Below are 20,611 nucleotides of genomic sequence, written 5' to 3' on the forward strand. Positions count from 1 at the left end.
GCAAGTCTACACCCCTCGACGGGGCAGAACAAAACTCAGCAGAAACAGTGCGGCGGCCGTGACCACGATCGACGGCCCGGCCGGGGTGTCCTTGAACCAGGACAGCGCCAGCCCACCGCACACCGCGAGCATGCCCAGCAGGCTTGCGCCCAGGGCCATCTGCTCGGGCGAACGGGCGTGACGCTGTGCCGCAGCGGCCGGAATGATCAGCAACGAGGTAATCAGCAATACCCCGACAATCTTCATCGCCACCGCGATCACTACAGCGATCAACAGCATCAGCGCCAGGCGCAGCGAAGCCACGGGCAGGCCTTCGACCTTGGCCAGCTCCTCGTGCACGGTGATTGCCAGCAAGGGGCGCCACAGTGCCACCAGCAGCAACAGCACCGCTGCGCTGCCGCCGAGAATCCACGCCAGATCGCCAGGGCTGATCGCCAGCAGGTCACCGAACAGGTAGGCCATGAGGTCGATTCGCACTTCATGCATGAAGCTTAGTACCACCAGGCCCAGGGACAGGGTGCTGGGAGCAAGAATCCCCAGCAGCGTGTCGGATGCCAGGGGCTGGCGTTGTTGCAGGGTCACCAGCAGCACCGCCAGCAACAGGCAGCCTACGGTGACTGCCACCGCGGGGCTGACATCCAGCAGAAAACCCAGGGCGACCCCCAGGAGCGCAGCATGGGACAGGGTGTCGCCAAAGTAGGCCATGCGCCGCCAGACCACGAAGGACCCCAAGGGACCGGCAACCACCGCCAGGGCCAAACCTGCGAGCAGGGCGTAGAGCAGAAAATCAGCCATGCTTGCAGTTTTCTCCATGGACATGGGGGTGGCCCGCGGCGGGCTGGGTGACCACCGAGCCATGCAGGTCATGGGCGTGATCGTGATGGTGGTGGTAGATCGCCAGGCTCGGCGCGTTCTTGCCGAACAGCTCGACGAAGGCGGGATCGCCGCTGACCTGTTCGGGGTGGCCGGAGCAGCAGACGTGGCGGTTGAGGCAGACCACCTGGTCAGTGGTGCTCATCACCAGATGCAAGTCATGGGAGACCATCAGTACGCCGCAGCCATGACGGTCCCGCAGGCGGGTGATCAGGCTGTAGAGTTCGGCCTGGCCGGCGACGTCAACACCTTGTACCGGCTCGTCGAGTACCAGCAGTTCAGGCTCGCGCAGCAATGCCCGGGCCAGCAGCACGCGCTGCATTTCGCCGCCGGAAATGCTTTGCACCGGGCTGTCGATCACCTGCTCGGCGCCGACTTCCTTGAGGGCAGCCAAGGCTCGGCTGCGATCCACGCCCGGTACCAGGCGCAGAAAGCGCAGCACTGACAGGGGCAGGGTCGGGTCGACATGGAGCTTTTGCGGCATGTAGCCGACCCGCAGCTTGGGCTTGCGCCAGACGCTGCCGCTGTCGGGCTTGAGCAGGCCCAGTACGGCACGCACCAAGGTGGTCTTGCCGGCACCGTTGGGGCCGATCAGGGTCACGATCTGCCCGGGCTCGACGCTGAGCTGGATGTTGTCCAGCACGTTCTGCCCGGCAAAGGTCACCCCGACCTGCTCGAGGCGGATCAACGCAGTGCTCATCAAGCCCCCTGGCAGCCCGAGCAGAGCCCGACCACTTCGACGGTCTGGCCCTCGACCACGAAGCCGACGTCGCGGGCGCTGGTGACGATGGCGTCGCTGATGGATTTCTGTTCGAGCTCGATGGCGGCGTGGCATTCGCGGCAGATCAGGAACTGACCCTGGTGCGCGTGTTCCGGGTGGTTGCAGCCGACGAAGGCGTTAAGCGAGGCGATGCGGTGTACCAGGCCGTTTTCCAGGAGGAAATCCAGGGCCCGGTAAACCGTTGGCGGGGCGGCGCGACGACCGTCCTGCTCGCTGAGTACGGCGAGAATGTCGTAAGCCCCCAGGGGCTTGTGGCTTTGCCACACCAACTCCAGCACCCGCCGACGCAGGGCGGTCAGGCGCAGGCCTTGCCGTGCGCACAGGGCGTCGGCCTCAGACAGTGCGCTGTGTACGCAGTGAGAGTGGTCGTGTGGACGGCTGGCAAGGGGTGTTTTAGGCATGAGCGGCGACGAGGTTTGTGAGAGACGTTATTATGTTACCCGTTCTCGCCTCTTCGAGTGTCCATCGTGCCCACACTTTTTCGCCTTTTTGTCGCTTTTACCTTCAGCTTGTTCGCGATCGGCTCGGCCCAGGCCGAAGTCCGGGTACTCACCAGTATCAAGCCGCTGCAACTGATCGCTGCGGCGGTGCAGGATGGCGTGGCCATTCCCGAGGTGCTACTGCCGCCGGGCGCTTCGCCGCACAACTATGCACTGCGCCCGTCGGACGTACGCAAGGTGCAGAGTGTGGACCTGCTGTACTGGATCGGCCCGGACATGGAGGGTTTTCTGCCGCGGGTATTGAAGGGCCGTAGCCTGCCGTCGGTGGCGGTGCAGGATCTACCGGGCATGAAGCTTCGCCATTTCGCCGAGGATAGCCACTCGCATTCCGAAGAAGCCGACGAACATGATCACGATCATCGCCCGGGGACCCTGGATGCCCACCTGTGGCTGTCGCCGTTGAATGCCCGGGTGATCGCGACGCGTATCGCTGCGGACTTGAGTGCTGCCGACCCGGCCAACGCTGCCCGTTACCAGAGCAACCTGAAAGCGTTCACTGAGCGTCTGGATGCCCTGGATACTCGCTTGAAGGCTCGCCTGGCGGGGATCGCCGGCAAGCCCTACTTCGTGTTCCACGAGGCGTTCGATTACTTCGAGGACGCTTATGGCCTCAAGCACACCGGGGTGTTCAGCGTTGCTGCGGAAGTGCAGCCGGGCGCGCAGCACGTGGCGGCCATGCGCGCGCGTTTGCAGCAGGTGGGCAAGACCTGTGTGTTCAGCGAGCCACCTCTGCGTCCACGGCTGGCCGAGACGTTGGTGGCCGGCTTGCCGGTGACGCTGGCGGAGCTCGACGCGCTGGGCGGGTATACGCCCGCGACCGCTCAGGGCTATGAGCAGGTGCTGGAGAAATTGGGGAACGATCTGGCGGGCTGTCTAGAGCAGCTTTAAGCAGGGATTGTTGCGGGGTGTTTTTCGCGGGCAAGCCCGCTCCTACAGGTTCGGTCTGTAGGAGCGGGCTTGCCCGCGAAGGGGTTACAGGGCGAACGGCAGCGTGAGGCTGACCTGTTGCCGCTGTGCCAGGCGCTGCTGGAACTCCATCGGATCGTGAATCAGTACGTCCTGCCCGGCGAAACTTTCGGCGGCAATCAGCCGTGACAGCCAGAAGCGCACGCAGGCCACCCGCAGCATGGTCGGCCAGAGTTCTGCCTCGGCGGCAGTGAATGGCCGCAGTGCCGCATAGGCGCCCAATAGGGCCCGGGCCCGCGAGCCGTCGATCACGCCTTCGGCGTCGGAGCACCAGTCGTTCAAGGCAATGGCCACGTCGTAGAGCATCGGCCCCGAGCAAGCGTTGTAGAAATCGATCAGGCCGGTCAGGTGGGTACCTTCGAACATCGCGTTGTCGCGAAACAGATCGGCGTGGATGTTGGCCCTGGGCAGGGCGAGGATCCTGATCTTCTGCTCGGTGATTTCATCCAGCGCCCGCTGCAGCAGGTTCTGAGCGCGAGCATCGAGGTGCGACAGCAGCTGGGTGCCCTCTTCCTGCATCCAGTCCAGGCCACGATCGGTCTTGCGTTTGATCATGTTGTCCTTGGTCGCCACGTGCAGATGCCCGAGCAACTCACCCACCTGAGCACAATGCTGGGCGTTGGCTTGCTTGATGTGCTTGCCCGCCAGGCGCGGTTGCAGCAGCGCCGGCTTGCCTGCCAGTTCCCGCAGGGCCACGCCGTCTGTGGTGCGCAGTGCATAAGGCACCGGCAGGTCGGCCTGGTGCAGTACGTCCAGCAGTTCGATGAAGAATGGCATTTCCTGGACCGGGCCGCGCTCCACCAGGGTCAGGACGAACTCGCCCTGTTCCAGGCTGATGAAGAAGTTGGTGTTTTCGCTACCAGCGGCGATCCCCTGGAAGTCAAGCAGGCGGCCGAGCCCATAAGGGGCGAGAAAGGTTTCCAGCTCGGGCCGAGCCAGGGGGGTGAACACAGACATGGTTAAAAACTGCCAGTACGGGCGCCGCTATCCAGCCAGCGCCATTGAGTTGAAGTCGGAGTGGTTTACCACTCAAAGATTTTCCACGAAGGGATCAGCATATCCGGCTGATCCGAACGGATGAAGTTGCCGTCGGAGCCATCGGCGCGCACCAGGAAGTAGGGTTTACCACCCTTGGGCGTGACCTTGATGGCGTACAGAAAGCCATTTTGCCGGTATTCCTGGATGGTCTTGTCGCCTTCCGTGCGAATGGTCACTTCCGGGTCCGCGGATGGCGCATCTTCTGCGGCGATCGCGGCCAATGGAGCGATTGCAATCAAGCCGGTCAGCAGCAAGCGATTTAGTGTGCGCATGATAACCTTGTCCCTTTGTCGTCAACGGTCCCGCTATTCTAGCGCCGGACCCGCCGAAAAGGTTGATCGCGCTCATGAGCCAAGCCCCCCTCGTCCTGGTGGACGGTTCTTCATATCTGTACCGCGCGTTTCACGCGTTGCCACCTCTGACCACCTCCAAAGGCCTGCCTACTGGCGCGGTCAAGGGCGTGTTGAACATGCTCAAGAGCCTGCGCAAGCAGTATCCGGACAGCCCGTTCGCGGTGGTCTTCGATGCCAAGGGCGGGACCTTCCGCGATGACATGTACGCCGAATACAAGGCCAACCGCCCGAGCATGCCCGACGATATGCGGGTGCAGATCGAGCCGCTGCACGCCAGTGTGATCGCCCTGGGCTTCCCGCTGCTGTGTGTGGAAGGGGTCGAGGCCGATGACGTGATCGGCACCCTGGCCCGCAGCAGCGCGGCGGCGGATCGCCCGGTGGTGATTTCCACCGGTGACAAGGACATGGCCCAGTTGGTCGACGGGCACATTACCTTGGTCAACACCATGTCCGGTAGCAGCATGGATGTGGAGGGCGTGAAGGAGAAATTCGGCGTCGCTCCCGAGCAGATCATCGATTACCTGGCACTGATGGGCGATTCTTCCGACAACATTCCGGGCGTACCGGGTATTGGTCCGAAGACTGCTTCCGGGCTGCTGGTTGGGGTCAATGGCGGCCTGAAGGAGCTCTACGAGCAGCTCGATATCGTGCCGACCCTGCCGATTCGCGGCGCCAAGACCTTGCCGGCCAAGCTTGAAGAGCACAAGGAGATGGCCTTTCTCTCCTATCAGTTGGCGACCATCAAGGTGGATGTGGCCCTGGATGTGGGGCTGGATGACCTGCACCTGCGCGAGCCCGACCGCGAGAAACTGGCGGAGCTCTACAGCCTGCTGGAATTCAAGAGCTGGCTCGATGATTTGCAGCGTGACGCCAAGCGCGTCGAGCTCAGCGCTGCCGAGGCGCCTGAGACGGTGGCAGAGCAACCGGCAGCAGCGGAGCAGGCGCCACTTGAGTTGCAGTACGAAACCATCCTCGACCAGGAGCGTTTTGCGGTCTGGCTGGAGAAACTGAAAAACGCCAAGCTGATGGCGTTCGATACTGAGACCACCGGTATCGATGCACAGCAGGCGCAACTGGTGGGGCTGTCCTTCTCGGTCAAGGCCGGGGAAGCGGCCTACGTTCCGTTGACCCACTCCTATATGGGTGTTCCGGAGCAGCTGGATCGCGACACTGTGCTGCTGGCTTTGAAGCCGTTGCTGGAAGATCCCAAACTGCTCAAGGTCGGTCAGCACGCCAAGTTCGACATGAACATCCTGGCCAATTGCGCCATAGGTGGTGATCAGGCCAGCGGCATCACCGTGCGCGGCATTGCCTTCGACACCATGCTCGAATCCTATGTGCTCAACTCCACCGCCACTCGCCATGACATGGACAGCCTGGCGCAGAAGTACCTGGACCACAGCACCGTGAGTTTCCAGGACATCGCCGGCAAGGGCGCCAAACAGCTGACTTTCGATCAGATCCCCCTTGAGCAGGCGGGGCCGTATGCTGCTGAAGATGCCGATGTGACCTTGCGTCTGCATCAGGTGCTGTTCGAGAAACTGACAGCCATTCCGAGCCTGGCCAGCGTATTGACCGATATCGAGATGCCGCTGGTGCCGGTCCTGGCGCGGATCGAGCGTCAGGGTGCTCTGGTGGACGACAAGCTGCTGGGGGTTCAGAGCATCGAATTGGGGGACAAGATGGTTGCCCTTGAGCGCGAGGCTTTCGAGATCGCCGGTGAGGAGTTCAACCTGGGTTCGCCCAAGCAATTGGGGACGATCCTCTACGACAAACTTGGCCTGCCAGTGCTGAAGAAGACTGCCAAGGGTCAACCTTCCACCGCTGAAGAGGTGCTGGCCAAGCTGGCGGAAGATGACTATCCGCTGCCTCGGGTGTTGATGCAGTACCGCTCCATGAGCAAGCTGAAAAGCACCTACACCGATCGCCTGCCGGAGCAGATCAACCCGCGCACGGGGCGTATCCACACCTCCTATCATCAGGCCGTGGCGTCTACCGGGCGTTTGTCCTCCAGCGATCCGAACCTGCAGAACATTCCGGTGCGCACCGCGGAAGGTCGGCGTATTCGCCAGGCCTTTATCGCCCCGGCCGGCTACAAGCTGCTGGCAGCGGACTATTCGCAGATCGAGTTGCGGATCATGGCGCACCTGTCGCGGGACGAAGGTCTGCTCAATGCCTTCCGCAACAACTTGGATGTGCACACCGCCACGGCTGCCGAAGTGTTCAAGGTGGAGCTCAAGGACGTTACGTCCGATCAGCGTCGCAGTGCCAAGGCCATCAACTTCGGCCTGATCTATGGCATGGGCGCGCAGAAGCTGGGCAAGGATATCGGCGTCGATACCAAGCAGGCCAAGGCCTACATCGATACCTATTTCGCCCGCTATCCGGGTGTTCGCGAATATATGGACCGCACCCGTGCCCAGGCGGCGGACCAAGGGTATGTAGAGACCATCTTCGGGCGCCGGTTGTACCTGCCGGAGATCAACTCCAACAAGCCGCAAGAGCGTGCCGGAGCCGAGCGCACCGCGATCAACGCGCCGATGCAGGGCACGGCGGCGGATATCATCAAGAAGGCCATGGTGGCGGTGGACAACTGGCTGGAGTCCTCGGGTCTGGATGCACGGGTCATTCTGCAGGTACACGACGAACTGGTGCTGGAGGTGCGTGAGGACCTGGTGGACCAAGTACGTGACGAGATTCGCGGGCACATGAGCGGCGCCGCAACTCTGGATGTGCCGTTATTGGTTGAAGTCGGGGTGGGAAATAACTGGGATGAGGCCCACTAAGGGCTCTTTTAAGCGGTTTTTGCCGCGGCATAGTGTCGCGGTAAAAGCTGGCGAGGGGCTATTAGCACAGAAAATTTCATCGATTATTGCCAATAGTTTTTGCAACGCGCCGGAACTAAATCGGTGAAAGCCCACTCAGAGTTACTGAATGGCTGGTGAAGCCCTTCGATGCTCCTATGTTGTGTTAAGTGTTGGCAGATATCTGGACCCCGCCCTAGCGGTCTAGAACTTGAACCCCGAACTTCCCCCTCCCCATACGAAGTCCGGGGTTTTTTTTGCCTGAAAATTGCCTGGGAAATGATCATGCGGCGTTAAAAGCGCGGCGCGAAATGCTCATTTACAGCCAGTAAACTCCGTTTTCGCACCGCGCTTTTGCCTTGCCTGATCATCCCCCAGACAGTTTTCCCTACGTCCCTCAGGCCTCGATTTCAGCGCCTTTGTCGGCCAGCTCCATCCAGCCTGCCAGCACGGTGTAGGCCTCTTCCAGGCCCATGCGCTTGGGGGCCGAGAACAGTTGGATGGTGACCGCTTCGCCCCAGCCCTTGCGGATCTGCGACTGCACCTTGAGCAGGGTGTTCTTGGCCGCGCCGTAGGTCAGCTTGTCGGCCTTGGTCAGCAGGATGTGCATCGGCATGCCGCTGGCTACCGCCCAGTCCAGCATCAATAAGTCGAAGTCGGTCATCGGATGACGGATGTCCATCATCAGGATCAGGCCTTTGAGGCTCTCGCGACTCCCCAGGTACGCTTCCAGGTGACGCTGCCAGTGCTGCTTCAGCGGGATCGGTACTTTGGCGTAACCGTAGCCCGGCAGGTCGACCAGACGGCGATCGTCGTCTAGCTTGAAGAAGTTCAACAACTGCGTGCGACCCGGGGTTTTCGAGGTACGGGCCAGGCTGGCGTGGGTCAGGGTGTTCAGGGCGCTGGATTTACCGGCATTGGAGCGCCCGGCAAAGGCCACTTCAAAGCCGTCATCGTCAGGGCATTGATCGACTTTGGCGGCGCTGAGCATGAACGTAGCCTGTTGGCACAGACCGAGGATGGGGTTCTTGAGTTGCATGGGATTTCCGATAGGGGCGATGCCGAGAGTGGACGCGGCGAGCGGTGTCGTTTCCGTTTCAGTAACGCCAGTATATAATGCCGCAGATTTTGTGTGCGCTTTGTCCCAGCGTAGGATGAAGTTCACGAGAGCGATAAACCTTGAATGCGCATTAGAACGCAGCACGCTCTCAACCCTGAAAAGGTCGTTTTATGACGAAATGGCTGCTAGCTGCCGGTGTCTTGATGCCGCTTTACAGCGCTCAGGCTACACAGGATCCGGAAGCTGTGTACAACCGTGTTTGTGGGGCTTGTCATTCCGGCCAACTACCCACGGCGCCCCGCAAGGGCGACCAGGAAGCTTGGGCGCCGAGGTTGGCGCAAGGTATGGAGACGCTGGTGCAACACGTGACCCAGGGTTTCAAGGCGATGCCGCCGCGTGGTTTGTGCATGGACTGCAGTGCCGAGGATTACCGAGTCATCATCCATTGGATGAGCGAGTGATCCCGGTCCATAACTCTTAACCCTTAGCCGTAGTTGGATTAGCTGATGAACAAATTACTCGTGAGTCTGCTGTTGACCTTGGGCATCACAGGTGTCGCCCATGCCGCAGGCGACGCTGCTGCCGGTCAGGCGAAAGCCGCAGTATGTGGCGCTTGCCACGGCCCTGATGGGAACAGCATGGCGCCAAACTTTCCCAAGCTGGCGGGTCAGGGGGAAAAGTACCTGGACAAGCAGTTGCACGATATCAAGTCCGGCAAGCGGCAAGTGCTGGAAATGACCGGTCTGCTGACCAATCTGAGCGATCAGGACCTGGCTGACATCGCCGCCTACTTCGCCAGCCAGAAAGGCAGCGTCGGCGCCGCCGATCCTAAAGTCGTGGCCCGTGGTGAAGAACTCTTCCGTGGCGGCAAACTGGACCAGGGCATGCCTGCCTGCACCGGCTGCCACTCGCCAAATGGCGCGGGTAACGCAGCGGCCGGCTTCCCTCATCTGGGTGGGCAGCACGCACAATATGTGGCCAAGCAGTTGACCGACTTCCGCGAAGGCAATCGCACCAACGACGGCGATACCATGGTCATGCGCAGCATCGCCGGCAAGCTGAGCAACAAAGACATCGAGGCGGTGTCCAGCTATATTCAGGGCCTGCACTAAGGCCAGCTCGATCAAGCTGCCGAGGGTGTTGAGCCGCGGCAACGTTAATGATCGATTAATCTGACGGTGCAAGCATAAAGGGTGGCTCAGGCCGCCCTTTTTTATGGCGTCTGCCGCTACACTAGCGAACTCAAGCCCGCCATGATCTGTCTGAATTCAGGTCGCGCGAGGCGCCAAAATTGTCCAGGAGTAAAGCATGCGTAATCTGATTCTCAGCGCCGCTCTCGTCACCGCCAGCCTGTTTGGCGTGACCGCTCAAGCCGCCGAACCGCTTGAAGCCGGTAAAACATATGTCGAGTTGAGCAGCGCCGTTCCGGTTGCCGTGCCTGGCAAGATCGAGGTGGTGGAGCTGTTCTGGTATGGCTGCCCGCACTGCTACGCCTTTGAGCCGACCATCAATCCCTGGGTTGAAAAACTCCCTAGCGATGTCAACTTTGTGCGTATCCCGGCGATGTTCGGCGGTATCTGGAACGTTCATGGCCAACTGTTCATCACCCTGGAAGCCATGGGCGTAGAGCACAAGGTTCACAAGGCCGTATTCGAAGCCATCCATAGCGGCAAGAAACTCGCCACTCCAGAAGAGATGGCCGAATTCCTGGTAGCCGAAGGCGTCGACAAGGACAAGTTCCTGAGCACCTACAACTCCTTCGCCGTCAAAGGCAAGGTCGAAGATGCCAAGAAGAAGGCTCAGGCCTATCAGATCACTGGCGTACCGACCATGGTGGTCAACGGCAAGTACCGTTTCGACCTGGGTACCGCCGGTGGTCCTGAAGGCGCGCTGAGCGTCGCCGACCAGTTGATCGCCAAAGAGCGCGCAGCCAAGTAAGCGCCGCCGCCATGCCGCGCTGGGGCTCGGAACGCATCGTTGGCCTGCATGATCCGCAGGTCAACGAGCACCATTTGGCGTCGACCGGCCTGCCGGCGGACAGTCGCCTGCGCTTGCTCAGTTTCAATATTCAGGTCGGCATCAGCACCGAGCGTTATCGCCATTACCTGACCCGTGGCTGGCAGCATCTGCTGCCCCATAACGGGCGTGCGGACAACCTGCAGAAAATCGGCAATCTGCTGGGGGACTTCGATCTAGTAGCCCTGCAGGAAGCCGATGGTGGCAGCCTGCGTTCAGGCTACGTCAATCAGGTGGAACACCTGGCCCAATTGGGCGCCTTCCCTTACTGGTACCAACAGCTCAATCGCAATCTGGGACGCCTGGCTCAGCACAGCAATGGTGTGCTCAGTCGCTTGCGCCCCTGGGCCATCGAAGACCATCCATTGCCCGGCCCCAAGGGGCGCGGCGCAATCCTCGTGCGATTTGGCGAAGGCCCCGAGGCGCTGGTGGTGGTGATGATGCACCTGGCGCTTGGCGCCCGGGCCCGAACCCGGCAACTGGCTTACATCCGCGAGTTGATCGGTGGCTACAAGCATCAAGTGCTGATGGGAGACATGAACACCCACGCCAGCGATCTGCTGGAGCACTCCCCTTTACGTGACCTCAGCCTGTTGGCGCCGCAACTGCAGGCGACCTTCCCCAGCTGGCGTCCGCAACGCTGCCTGGACCATATCCTGCTCAGCCCCAGCCTGACCCTGGAGCGAGTCGAAGTCCTGGCCCAACCCATATCCGATCACCTGCCGGTCGCGGTAGAGATTCGTCTGCCGGGTTCGCTCACGGCCGATGCATTGCCCGCGTTGAGTCCTGCACCTCGCGGAACCGATGAATGAGCGACGACGCCCAACGCTGGAAAGAGAAATACCTCAAAAGCATCGAACAGCAGGAAAAGCTTGAGCGCCGTTGGGCCGCTCGCCTGGACTTGCTGCGTCGTGGCCTGGTGCGTAGCACCCTGGCGGCGGAGGGCACCGATCGCGCGGTCGACCAGTGCATGAAGGAGATGCGCGAGGTCGTGCGCACCGATGACATGGATGCTGGGCTTGCGGCGCTGCTGCCCCGCCTGGAAAAAGCCGTGCTGGACTCCGAGCAGCGGCGTGAAACCCGGGTCGACCAGATGAGCAGCGCCTTGACGGCACTGGTCACTCAATTGCAATCCCTGCCCCTGCCCCGGGAAGTCAGTCGCCCGTTGAAGGCCTTCGCCAAGCAACTGGACGGCCGGGTCAGTCAGGCGCGAGAGATCCCCCTGCTGCTGGGTGAGCTGAGCAATCTCCAGGGCAAGGCCCTGAGCCAGCTGGAAACCCCTGCCGAGCCAGGTCGCCCGAGTCTGCTGCAGCGCCTGTTCGGGGCCCGTGACGCCGCCGATGTTCCCCAGGCAGAAGCGGTTACGCCTGCGGTCCCTGGCCCCGTTCCCGCGGTGGATTCCCGTCCCCAGGTTGAAGGGGTCGCAGAAGCGGACGAAGTGGTTCGCGAGCATTATCAGACCCCTACCACTGACTTGCCGGAAGTCGCCCAGGTCCCTCCGGCACCCGTCGCCGTGACACCGGCCAAGCCCGAGCCAGCTCCCGTTGCGCCGCCCGTTTCCGAGGCCCCGGCCAAGGTTGAGCCCGAAGCCGGCAGCGTACCGGTCCCGCCGTCGGTGACGGCATTCGTGCCGCCAGTCCTGGCGCAGGAAAAACCCCTTGAGCCAGTGCCCCAGGTCGAGATTGACTCTCCGGCTCCGGCTCCGGCTCCGACTCCGGCTCCGACCGAGGTCGAGGTCGAGGTCGCGCCTCCTGCTTCTGCACCTTTCGATGCTTTACCGCTAGCGCCCCCGGAGCCGTCGGCAGAAGTGCCTGCCGCACTTCAGAGCGAGCCCGTCCCGCTCAACCCCGATGAGTTGCTGCCGCTTCCCGCGGTTTCCCCGGCAGTGCTGCTCGACAGCCTGCCCTTGCCGCCGGTCATGGCCGAGGCTTTGGCGGCCATCGATCCGGAGCAATCCGAGCACGATGTGCTCTACGCCCTGCCGGACTCTCCCGAGCCCTCCTACAGCTCGGTGGCCAAGCATATCGAGCACACCCTGCTGGGGCTGCTCGATGACCTGAGTCTGCCGGAACGCCATCGGCCTCAGGCCGAAGCCATGCGTGATCGTCTGCAACATGGCCTGAACTGGTACGAGTTGCTGCCAATCCTCGATGACCTGGCAGTGCTGATGCTGGCAATTACCGATTCGGGCCAGCATGAGTTCGAGACGTACCTCAAACAGCTTAACGAGCGCCTCGAGGCCTTCCAGAGCAATCTGCAGGCGGCCAGTGATGGCCACGCCGACAGCAGCTCGGCGGCACGAGCCATGGACTCCCAGATTCGTGAGCAGGTCGATGGCCTGCAGAGCAGCGTGCAGGAGGCGGCAGACCTGGATGACCTCAAGCAGGTGCTGGAAAGCCACCTGGAAGGCCTGCTGGGTACCATGGACCACCACCAGAAACAGCGCGATGAGCGTGAGAAGGAAGTGGCGGCCCGCCTGCAAAGTCTGGCAGAACGCGTTTCGAGCATGGAGCAGGAGGCCCAAGGCTACCGTGAGCACCTGGAAGAACAACGGCAAAAGGCCCTGATCGATCCGCTGACCGGCCTGCCGAACCGCGCCGCCTGGACCGAGCGTCTGGAACACGAGGTCGGCCAATGGCAGCAACATGGCAATAGTCTGCTGCTGGCCATGCTCGATCTCGATCACTTCAAGCGGATCAACGACAACTACGGCCATTTGGCCGGGGACAAGGTGTTGAAGATCATCGCCAACGTGTTGCGCAAGCGCCTGCGTGGCAGCGACTTTATCGCGCGTTTCGGCGGCGAGGAGTTTGTCCTGCTGATGCCCAATACCCCGTTGCCAGCGGGCGCGCGGATAGTGGAAGCGCTGCGAGCGGCGGTCGAGGCATGTCCGTTCCACTTCAAGGGCGAGCCAGTGACCATTACCGTGTCCGTCGGACTGAGCGCCTTCAAGGCCGGTGATCGCAGCGATCTGGTGATAAAAAGAGCTGATCAGGCGTTGTACCGGGCCAAGGATGCGGGTCGCAACCGGGTAGAGGCAGGCTGAGACGCTTGCCGATTCCTGTCTGAAACCTCGGTTTTGCCCATGGCGTTGGGAGCAGTACGTTACACTGTTGCATTCTTTTCATCAGCGTATTGCCCTTTGCCATGAAACTCCTTGCTCTTGCTTTTTCGCTCCTGGTCCTCGCCGGTTGTGCCAGCGGTCCGCGCATCGACACCAGTCACCCTTCGGTCAACTACGACCAGCGCGCCCAGTTCATCATCGTCCACTACACCTCGGCATCCCTGGAACGCTCCCTGGCCTTGCTGACCCACGGTCAGGTCAGCAGCCATTACCTGATCGGCGACGACAAGTCCGCCACTGTCTACAAACTGGTGGACGAGCAATACCGCGCCTGGCACGCCGGCGAGAGCCAGTGGCAGGGCCGGACCTGGCTCAACTCCAGCTCTATCGGCATTGAAATCGTCAACCCGGGCTTTCGTGATGGCCCCAGCGGACGACTCTGGTATCCCTATAGCGAGGCGCAGATCCAGAATCTGATCGTGCTGCTCAAGGACATCAGCAAGCGCAACAACATCTCCCCGCGCCACATCATCGGCCATAGCGACATTGCTCCCCAGCGCAAGCTGGACCCGGGTCCGCTGTTCCCTTGGAAGCGCCTGGCCGACGCCGGACTCGGCTTGTGGCCAAACGCTCAGGCTGTGGCACGCCAGCAGGCGTTTTTTGCCGCGAGCCTGCCGAGCATCAGCTGGTTCCAGCAACAGTTAGCGGTCCTGGGCTATGCCACGCCGCAGACTGGTGAACTGGATGCGGCTACCCGCCATGTGCTGGCGGCCTTCCAGATGCACTATCGCCCGGGTCGTTTCGACGGCACCCCGGACGCAGAAAGCGCAGCCATGCTCCAGGTGCTCAACCAGACAAAATAATGACGCCGCCGGACGGTTCGGGCCGATTACTCAATCAGTTGCTATAACTCATTGGTAATCCTTCGGATCTTTCATGATGCCGGCCGCTCGCCAGACCCTGCGCACCTGGTTCCATCGCCCCTGGTTGCTGGCGATGCTGGCGGCTGCGCTGAGCGCGGCGGTGTTGTTGTTGGGCAGTGCTGGAGTGGCCATGCATCAGGTCCAGCAGCGAGAAAGCGAACAGATGAACGCCCAGGGCCAGCGTTTCCTGGAGCGTCTGGAGCAACTGTTCGGGCAACTGCGTGAGGGCCTGGATGTACTGGAGGCCCAGCCGCTGCGCGAGTGCAGCGCCGAGCTGATCGCTGCCCTGCAGCAGGTTAGCTACAGCTATCGCTTCATTTATGAAGCGGCCTATATGGATGCCACCCAGACCTGCTCAAACTGGCCGCAGCAGAATCTCCTGCCTTCGCCCAGGGCTCCGGATATCCGTGGGCCGACCTACAGCTACTGGCTCAACACCTCGACCCAACCCAACGAAAATCTTGCCGCTCTGATGCTGGGACGAGGCAATTTTCGCGTGGCCACCTCCCGTGGGCACTTGACCGACGTGGTCGACCTGCCGGCCGGTGGCAGCCTTATGGTGGTGGTCGACCACGGTGTTCGGGCGATTCCGGTACTGGGTCAGGCTCGGGCCTGGCCACCGGTGGAACCTTGGCGGGCCGGCCGTGACGGTCCCTTGCAGGTCACCCAGGATCTGTTGATCTATCGCATGCCGACCCGTAACCCCGAATACCAACTGGTGATGATCAGCCCCCGGGCCAGCATGCAGGCGGAAATGCTCGATGGCTGGTGGTGGTTGTTGCCGGTCAGCCTGCTAATGGCGCTGTTTATCGGCGGGCTGGTGTATCAGTTGGTGCGGCAGCGCCAGTCGTTGGGAGCAGAGCTGCAAGGGGCCCTGCGACGCGGTGAGCTGCAGGTGCTGTACCAGCCGATCTTCGACCTCAACAGCAGGCTCTGTGTCGGGGCCGAAGCCTTGCTGCGCTGGCGGCGTCCGGACGGCACTCTGACCAGCCCCGATCTGTTCATCCCCCTGGCGGAGAACACCGGACAGATTCGCCAGATCACCGACTTCGTCCTGCAACGCCTGCTGGAGCAACTGGGACACGTGCTGCGAGCCAATCCCCAGCTGTACATATCAGTCAACCTGGCGGCCTGCGATGTCATGGTGCCGCGGATCGGCCTGGTCATGGCCCGGCTCCTGGCGTTGCATCGGGTGGCGGCGCGACAGATCGCCTTCGAGGTGACCGAGCGCGGCCTGATCGACGTGGTGGTGGCGCGCGACAACCTGCAGGCCCTGCGGGATGTCGGGCATCAGGTGCTGATCGATGACTTCGGCACCGGCTACTGCAGCCTGGCCTACCTGCAAAGCCTGCCGGTGGATTGCCTGAAGATCGACAAGGCCTTTATCGACGCCCTAGGCCACGATGCTGCCAGCAGTGGCGTGGCGCCCCACATCATTCGCATGGCCCACGCCTTGAAGCTCAAGGTGATCGCCGAGGGCATCGAGTTCGAGGACCAGGCCTCGCTGCTTAGCAGCGAGGGGGTGAACTTCGGTCAGGGCTGGCTGTTTGCCCACGCCCTGAGTGCGTTGCAGTTCACCGAGCTGATCACCCGCGGTCGGCGTCTGGTGGCCCGGCGCCTGGATGATGAGGCGTGAACCTCTAGAGCGGCAGGGCCAGATAGAACTGGGTGCCCTGCCCCGGCCTTGAGTAGACGCCCATGCGTCCGCCGTGGAGCTGGACGATTTCCTTGCACAGGGCCAGTCCGAGCCCGGCACCGCCTTTCTTGCGTCCGACCTGAACGAAGGGTTCGAAGATTCGACCCTGCTGACCGTAAGCGATGCCCTCGCCATTGTCCTCGACACTGACAATCACCCGTTCGCCATGGCGTCGCGCCTGCAGGCGGATCTGGCCGCCACTGGCGGTATGGCGCAGGGCGTTGTCGATCAGATTGTCCAGAACCCGTTCCAGTTGCGGTCGGTCGGCGTGCAGGCGCGGCAGTGGCGCCTGGATCTCCAGCAGCAGGCTGATGTCCTGCCGCTGCGCCTGTTCGTTGAAGCGGCCCTGGGCCTGCTCCAGCAACTCTTCCAGGGGGCAGGGCGCGAGGGTGAGCTTCTGCAGGCCATTCTGATAACGGGAAAAATTCAACAGGTCGTTGATCAGCTGCATCAGCCGCTGCATTTCTTCGTTGACCGTATTGAGCAGGTCGGTTTCCCGGGACTCTTCGGCGAAGTGCAGGCGTTCCTGGAGCAGGCCGAAGGCCATGTGCATGCCGGTAACAGGTGTTCGCAGCTCGTGGGAGGCGCGCAATACGAACTCGCTGCGCACCCGCTCGAATGCCCGCTGCTCGGTGACGTCATGCAGCACCATCACCGCGCCGAGAATATGGCCCTGGGTGTGGCTCACCGGGGTCAGGCTATAGGTCAGCAGGCGCGATTCGCCGTCGACCTCGATATTCAGGTCTTCCGGGGCTCGTTCCAGGGTGCCGCCACGCAGAACCAGCTGCAGCTGTTCATCCAGCTCCGGGCGTTGCAGAGCGCTGCCCAGGCCCTGGCCGAGGCGCTCCTGATCCCAGCCCAACTGCCGCTGGGCCACGGGGTTTAGGTGTTCCAGGCGGCCTTGGCGGTCGATCATCAACAAGCCGTCGTCGATGCTGTCGAGCACCGCCTGCAAGCGCTGCTGGCCGGCCAGCAGTTCGTCGACATTGGTCGCCTGATGCTGGCGCAGGGCTTCGGCCATGATGCCGAAGCGTCGGGTCAGCAGGTTCATTTCCGCTGCTGCCGAGATCGGCAGGGTGACGTCGAAATTGCCTTGGCCGATCTTGTCCGCGGCCTTGGCCAGGGCTTCGATCGGTCCGCCAAAGCGCCGGGCAATGGCATGGGCGGTGATGAAGCCGATGATCAGCACCGCCAGGCCGACCAGGCCCAGCAAGCCGGCCACCAGCAAGGCGCGGTCCCGGGCCTGGCGCTCGACCTGGCTGATGTTGTCCAGGGCGCGCTTGTGTTCATTGATCAGGCCGTTGCGCAAGGTATTGAAACGCTCGGTCAGCGCCTCGTTGTTATTCAGGCTGGCGGCGGTGTTGCTGTGCTCGAAGGCCTGGTAGAAGCTCAGGTAATCGCTGCGGGCCTGCTTGAAACCGCCCACGGACGGGTTCTGCTGTTCGTGGACGATGCCCTCGTCGAGCAGGTCCAGATAGCGCTGCCGCGAGGCTTCCAGGGCCGCGGGGTCGGGCTTGTTGCTGAGCATGATGATCAACTGATCACCCAGGGTCTGGCGCAGCTTTAGCCCCAGGTCCAGGGTGATGAAATTGTTGCGGATCAGCGATTCCTGGGTACTGGCCATCTGCATCACGCTGACCAGCCCGAGCACCAGCCCCAGTAGGGCCACGGTGATCAGGGCCGAGATGCTCAGAAACAGCCGGGTCCGCAGTTTCATCGCTAACTTCATAGGGTGATGCTCACAGGTTGTACTGTTTGCGCTTGCGGTACAGGGTCGAAGCGTCGATACCCAGGGTCTTGGCTGCTTGGTCCAGGGTATCGCTGGTGGCCAGGACGGCGCCGATATGGGCTTTTTCCAGCTCATCCAGGCTCAGCGCGGCACCGATTCGCGGGGCATTGTTGGTGGGCTGCTCGGTCATGCCCAGATGACTGATTTCCACCCGTTCCTGGGGACAGATGATGCTCGCCCGCTCCACCACGTTGCGCAGCTCGCGGATGTTGCCCGGCCAGCGGTAGTTGAGCAGTGCTTCCCGGGCGTCGTCGCTGAAGCCTCGGGCCGGCCGCGAATACTCTTTGACGAAGCGTGCGAGAAAGCGGTCGGCCAGGGTCAGGATGTCTTCGCTGCGTTCGCGCAAGGGCGGCAGGTGCAGGGTAATCACGTTCAAGCGGTACAGCAGGTCTTCACGGAAGCGCCCGTCGCGCACCATGTCCTCGAGATTGAGGTTGGTGGCGGCGAGGATGCGGACATCGGCACGGCGAGTCACCGGGTCGCCGACGCGCTCGTATTCCTTGTCCTGGATAAAGCGCAGCAGCTTGGGCTGCAGGGTCAAGGGGAAGTCGCCGATTTCATCGAGGAACAGGGTGCCGCCATCAGCCTGGTTGACCCGGCCCAGGGTGCTTTCGCTGGCCCCGGTAAAAGCGCCGCGGCTGTGGCCGAAGAGCTCGCTTTCCATCAGTTCGGCGGTTAGCGATGGGCAGTTGATGGTCACGCAGGACTTTTTCGCCCGTTTGCTCCAGCCGTGGATGGCCCGGGCCAGTTCGCCCTTGCCGGTACCCGACTCGCCGAGGATCAGAATATTGGCATCGGTGCTGGCCACCTGGCGGGCGGTTTCCAATACCACTTTCATCGCCGGACTGTGGGAGTCCAGGCCGTCCTTGGGTTTGCGCACTTCACCTTCCAGGGCTTCCAGGCGCGCCGAGAGCTGGCGCACTTCCAGTTGCTTGGCGGTGGCCAGGCGCAGTTGGTCGGGGCTGCAGGGCTTGACCAGGTAATCGGCGGCACCGGCCTGGATCGCGTCCACCGCCGTGTCCACGGCGGAGTGGGCCGTGACGATCACCACCCGCATCCAGGGCGCCTGGGTACGCATCTGGGCCAGCACATCAAGGCCGTTGTCTTCCCCCAGGCGCAGGTCGAGGAAACACAGGTCGAACACCTGGCGTTGCAACAGGGCATCGGCCTGTGCCGCGCTGTTGGCGGTGGCTACGGTGTAGCCCTCGTCTTCCAGGCAATAACGGAAGGTGCGAAGGATGGCGGATTCGTCATCCACCAGAAGGATGCGGCCTTGATTCTCCGGCGCTGACTCCATTTCCCAGGCTCCTTTAATGAATGATCTTATTTAGTCCCGGATAAATCGGGCAAGTTGCAAGGTTGATTCTGATCCATTCCACGGCTTGAAGGTTAGATATCTCCGCCGGAAATGGCTAACAGACTGAAATCCCAAATGTTTTGCCAAGGCTAGTCCTTGAATGGGTCTGTATCAGGCTGTCCGTCACTGGGCAAAGTTCCCCCTCCGATCAAAAAGCCATGGACGCTGGCCGGTCCGATCGTGCATTTCGCACGGTTGACTGGGGGGCATCGTGCAGGATGCGTATGGGTCAGTGTTTTTGTGTTGTTTTAAGTCATTGATTTTATTGAGTTTATAGTCTGTTTAAAAGCTGGCATGCAGACTGCAATAACCCTCTCATCGTGAAGCGCAACTCAGGGCTTCCATAACAACATCACCACAGTGTGGGAGGAGTTTCAGGATGAATCGCCAAGGTCTTGCCCAATTGCGTATCGCGCCACTGCATCTCCAGCAAGGCCTGTTCGCCAGCCTGGCGTTACTGGTCACCCTGATCGCCGGGCAGCAGTTGCAGCGTTGGGAGGATAGCCAGGTGCCCGCCCCGCGCGTACCGGCTCATCACTTCACCCAGACCCATTTCAGTTCGGTGAGCAGTCAGCTCAACGATGCAACACCAGTGCAACTGATGGCCGTCGATCAGGCACAGCCGGCGCTTGAAGCGCCGCGTCAGGAACGCTGGGTGTTCTAGGCACCACAAGGCCTGGCCCGCATTCGGCGGCGCACGGCCGGCTTCATAGGCAGCACCACTAATAGAAGAGTAAGGAGAATCATCATGCTGAGCTGGGCAATCACATTCCTGATCATTGCCATTGTCGCTGCGGTCCTGGGCTTCGGTGGTATCGCGGGCACCGCCACGGGTATCGCCAAGATTCTCTTTGTCGTGTTCCTGGTGATGTTCATTGCTTCGTTCTTCTTTGGCCGTCGTGGCCGAGGCTGACCATGAGTCTTTCGTTGAAGACATTGGCTGCCACGCTGCTGCTGGGCGTCAGCGCCCTGGCGTCGGCGGCCAATGATGGCCAGGCACGTGCCAACCAACTACTGAGTTCGGACCCGCAGTTTCGTGAAACCTGGCAGGGGGTTGTGCACAAGGAAGAGCGCTTGCCCGAATGGGTGATGAACCTGTCGGGCGATGCTCAGCAACAGATGAATGCAGTGACTGAAGACGGCGATCAGTACCTGGTGGGACCACTTTGCGAGACTGCGCAGAGTTGCCAGAACCAGCGCCTGATCCTGGCCTTCAGCTTCGACAAGAAGCATGCCTACGCGATGCTGGTGGAGGTGCCTGTGGGCTTGCCTGCGGACAAGTCACCGACCCGTCACGCGAACTACCGCTTCCTCGGCAAACCCGATGAAGGGATGCAGGCGCTGCTTCAGGAGCAGTTGCGCAAAGATCCGAACTGGTACTGAGTTCGAGG

Annotated in this window: 20 protein-coding genes; 12 read left to right on the forward strand and 8 right to left on the reverse strand. The window is 61.8% G+C overall.

Annotated elements, in window-relative coordinates; genetic code table 11:
- Nucleotides 1-6 precede the first annotated feature (6 nt).
- From znuB to zur, 3 genes are read right to left on the reverse strand one after another with little or no spacing between them, the layout of a single operon-like run.
- Complete coding sequence (gene znuB / locus ACSSVC_RS04110; protein ID WP_102862489.1) at nt 7-795, reverse strand: zinc ABC transporter permease subunit ZnuB; 789 nt, start codon at nt 793-795, stop codon at nt 7-9.
- Nucleotides 788-1,573 carry a zinc ABC transporter ATP-binding protein ZnuC gene (znuC, locus tag ACSSVC_RS04115; protein ID WP_123723772.1) on the reverse strand — a complete coding sequence of 262 codons (786 nt, stop codon included), beginning with the start codon at nt 1,571-1,573 and terminating at the stop codon, nt 788-790. Before znuC ends, znuB begins: the two co-directional genes overlap by 8 nt.
- A complete protein-coding gene (gene zur, locus ACSSVC_RS04120) occupies nt 1,573-2,055 on the reverse strand; it encodes a zinc uptake transcriptional repressor Zur (RefSeq protein WP_016963931.1) in 483 nt (160 codons plus the stop codon). Before zur ends, znuC begins: the two co-directional genes overlap by 1 nt.
- Before the next feature lie 57 nt (nt 2,056-2,112).
- Between zur and ACSSVC_RS04125 the strand changes: the two genes are divergently transcribed.
- The gene (locus ACSSVC_RS04125) at nt 2,113-3,042 is read left to right on the forward strand and encodes a zinc ABC transporter substrate-binding protein (protein WP_346634654.1); all 930 of its coding nucleotides are present in this window, start codon (nt 2,113-2,115) and stop codon (nt 3,040-3,042) included.
- Between the two features lie 84 nt (nt 3,043-3,126).
- On the opposite strand, the gene ACSSVC_RS04130 is transcribed toward ACSSVC_RS04125, so the two are convergent.
- Nucleotides 3,127-4,077, reverse strand: coding sequence for a homoserine kinase (locus ACSSVC_RS04130; protein WP_346634653.1), 951 nt, complete (start codon nt 4,075-4,077; stop codon nt 3,127-3,129).
- 65 nt (nt 4,078-4,142) lie between these two features.
- A complete protein-coding gene (locus ACSSVC_RS04135) occupies nt 4,143-4,430 on the reverse strand; it encodes a DUF2782 domain-containing protein (protein ID WP_346634652.1) in 288 nt (95 codons plus the stop codon).
- A 74-nt stretch (nt 4,431-4,504) separates the two neighbouring features.
- Between ACSSVC_RS04135 and polA the strand changes: the two genes are divergently transcribed.
- Complete coding sequence (polA, locus tag ACSSVC_RS04140) at nt 4,505-7,297, forward strand: DNA polymerase I (RefSeq protein WP_404937993.1); 2,793 nt, start codon at nt 4,505-4,507, stop codon at nt 7,295-7,297.
- Between the two features lie 415 nt (nt 7,298-7,712).
- Here the strand turns inward: polA and yihA are convergent, their stop codons facing one another.
- Nucleotides 7,713-8,354, reverse strand: coding sequence for a ribosome biogenesis GTP-binding protein YihA/YsxC (gene yihA, locus ACSSVC_RS04145; RefSeq protein ID WP_123723777.1), 642 nt, complete (start codon nt 8,352-8,354; stop codon nt 7,713-7,715).
- A 191-nt stretch (nt 8,355-8,545) separates the two neighbouring features.
- Here yihA and ACSSVC_RS04150 point away from each other — a divergent pair, with 191 nt between their 5' ends.
- The 7 genes from ACSSVC_RS04150 to ACSSVC_RS04180 all read left to right on the forward strand — a co-directional run bounded on the left by ACSSVC_RS04150 (nt 8,546) and on the right by ACSSVC_RS04180 (nt 16,014).
- The gene (locus tag ACSSVC_RS04150) at nt 8,546-8,836 is read left to right on the forward strand and encodes a c-type cytochrome (protein ID WP_025132045.1); all 291 of its coding nucleotides are present in this window, start codon (nt 8,546-8,548) and stop codon (nt 8,834-8,836) included.
- Nucleotides 8,837-8,881: 45 nt separating this feature from the next.
- A complete protein-coding gene (locus ACSSVC_RS04155; protein ID WP_346634650.1) occupies nt 8,882-9,487 on the forward strand; it encodes a c-type cytochrome in 606 nt (201 codons plus the stop codon).
- A gap of 196 nt (nt 9,488-9,683) precedes the next feature.
- Nucleotides 9,684-10,313 (forward strand): thiol:disulfide interchange protein DsbA/DsbL, encoded by a 630-nt coding sequence (locus tag ACSSVC_RS04160; RefSeq protein WP_346634649.1) that lies wholly within the window; start codon nt 9,684-9,686, stop codon nt 10,311-10,313.
- Between the two features lie 11 nt (nt 10,314-10,324).
- Nucleotides 10,325-11,203 carry an endonuclease/exonuclease/phosphatase family protein gene (locus ACSSVC_RS04165; RefSeq protein ID WP_346634648.1) on the forward strand — a complete coding sequence of 293 codons (879 nt, stop codon included), beginning with the start codon at nt 10,325-10,327 and terminating at the stop codon, nt 11,201-11,203.
- Nucleotides 11,200-13,437, forward strand: a complete 2,238-nt coding sequence (locus ACSSVC_RS04170; protein ID WP_492612008.1) for a GGDEF domain-containing protein — start codon at nt 11,200-11,202, stop codon at nt 13,435-13,437. Before ACSSVC_RS04165 ends, ACSSVC_RS04170 begins: the two co-directional genes overlap by 4 nt.
- A gap of 101 nt (nt 13,438-13,538) precedes the next feature.
- Nucleotides 13,539-14,318 (forward strand): N-acetylmuramoyl-L-alanine amidase, encoded by a 780-nt coding sequence (locus ACSSVC_RS04175; protein WP_446439460.1) that lies wholly within the window; start codon nt 13,539-13,541, stop codon nt 14,316-14,318.
- Nucleotides 14,319-14,394: 76 nt separating this feature from the next.
- Complete coding sequence (locus tag ACSSVC_RS04180) at nt 14,395-16,014, forward strand: EAL domain-containing protein (protein WP_346634805.1); 1,620 nt, start codon at nt 14,395-14,397, stop codon at nt 16,012-16,014.
- Between the two features lie 4 nt (nt 16,015-16,018).
- Here the strand turns inward: ACSSVC_RS04180 and ACSSVC_RS04185 are convergent, their stop codons facing one another.
- Both ACSSVC_RS04185 and algB read right to left on the reverse strand, forming a co-directional pair.
- Nucleotides 16,019-17,803 carry a KinB sensor domain-containing domain gene (locus tag ACSSVC_RS04185; RefSeq protein WP_346634645.1) on the reverse strand — a complete coding sequence of 595 codons (1,785 nt, stop codon included), beginning with the start codon at nt 17,801-17,803 and terminating at the stop codon, nt 16,019-16,021.
- A gap of 10 nt (nt 17,804-17,813) precedes the next feature.
- Nucleotides 17,814-19,160: a sigma-54-dependent response regulator transcription factor AlgB gene (algB, locus tag ACSSVC_RS04190; RefSeq protein ID WP_346634644.1), complete on the reverse strand. Its 1,347-nt coding sequence runs from the start codon at nt 19,158-19,160 to the stop codon at nt 17,814-17,816.
- A 439-nt stretch (nt 19,161-19,599) separates the two neighbouring features.
- On the opposite strand from algB, the gene ACSSVC_RS04195 reads away from it, so the two are divergent.
- From ACSSVC_RS04195 to ACSSVC_RS04205, 3 genes are all read left to right on the forward strand, one after another.
- Entirely contained in the window at nt 19,600-19,884 is a 285-nt protein-coding gene (locus ACSSVC_RS04195; protein ID WP_346634643.1) for a hypothetical protein, read from the forward strand.
- An 84-nt stretch (nt 19,885-19,968) separates the two neighbouring features.
- Nucleotides 19,969-20,133: a DUF1328 domain-containing protein gene (locus ACSSVC_RS04200; RefSeq protein WP_003170804.1), complete on the forward strand. Its 165-nt coding sequence runs from the start codon at nt 19,969-19,971 to the stop codon at nt 20,131-20,133.
- A 2-nt stretch (nt 20,134-20,135) separates the two neighbouring features.
- Nucleotides 20,136-20,603 carry an inhibitor of vertebrate lysozyme family protein gene (locus ACSSVC_RS04205; protein ID WP_404937995.1) on the forward strand — a complete coding sequence of 156 codons (468 nt, stop codon included), beginning with the start codon at nt 20,136-20,138 and terminating at the stop codon, nt 20,601-20,603.
- The last annotated feature ends 8 nt before the right edge of the window (nt 20,604-20,611 follow it).

Source organism: Pseudomonas sp. E1BtOHC1, assembly GCF_058744285.1.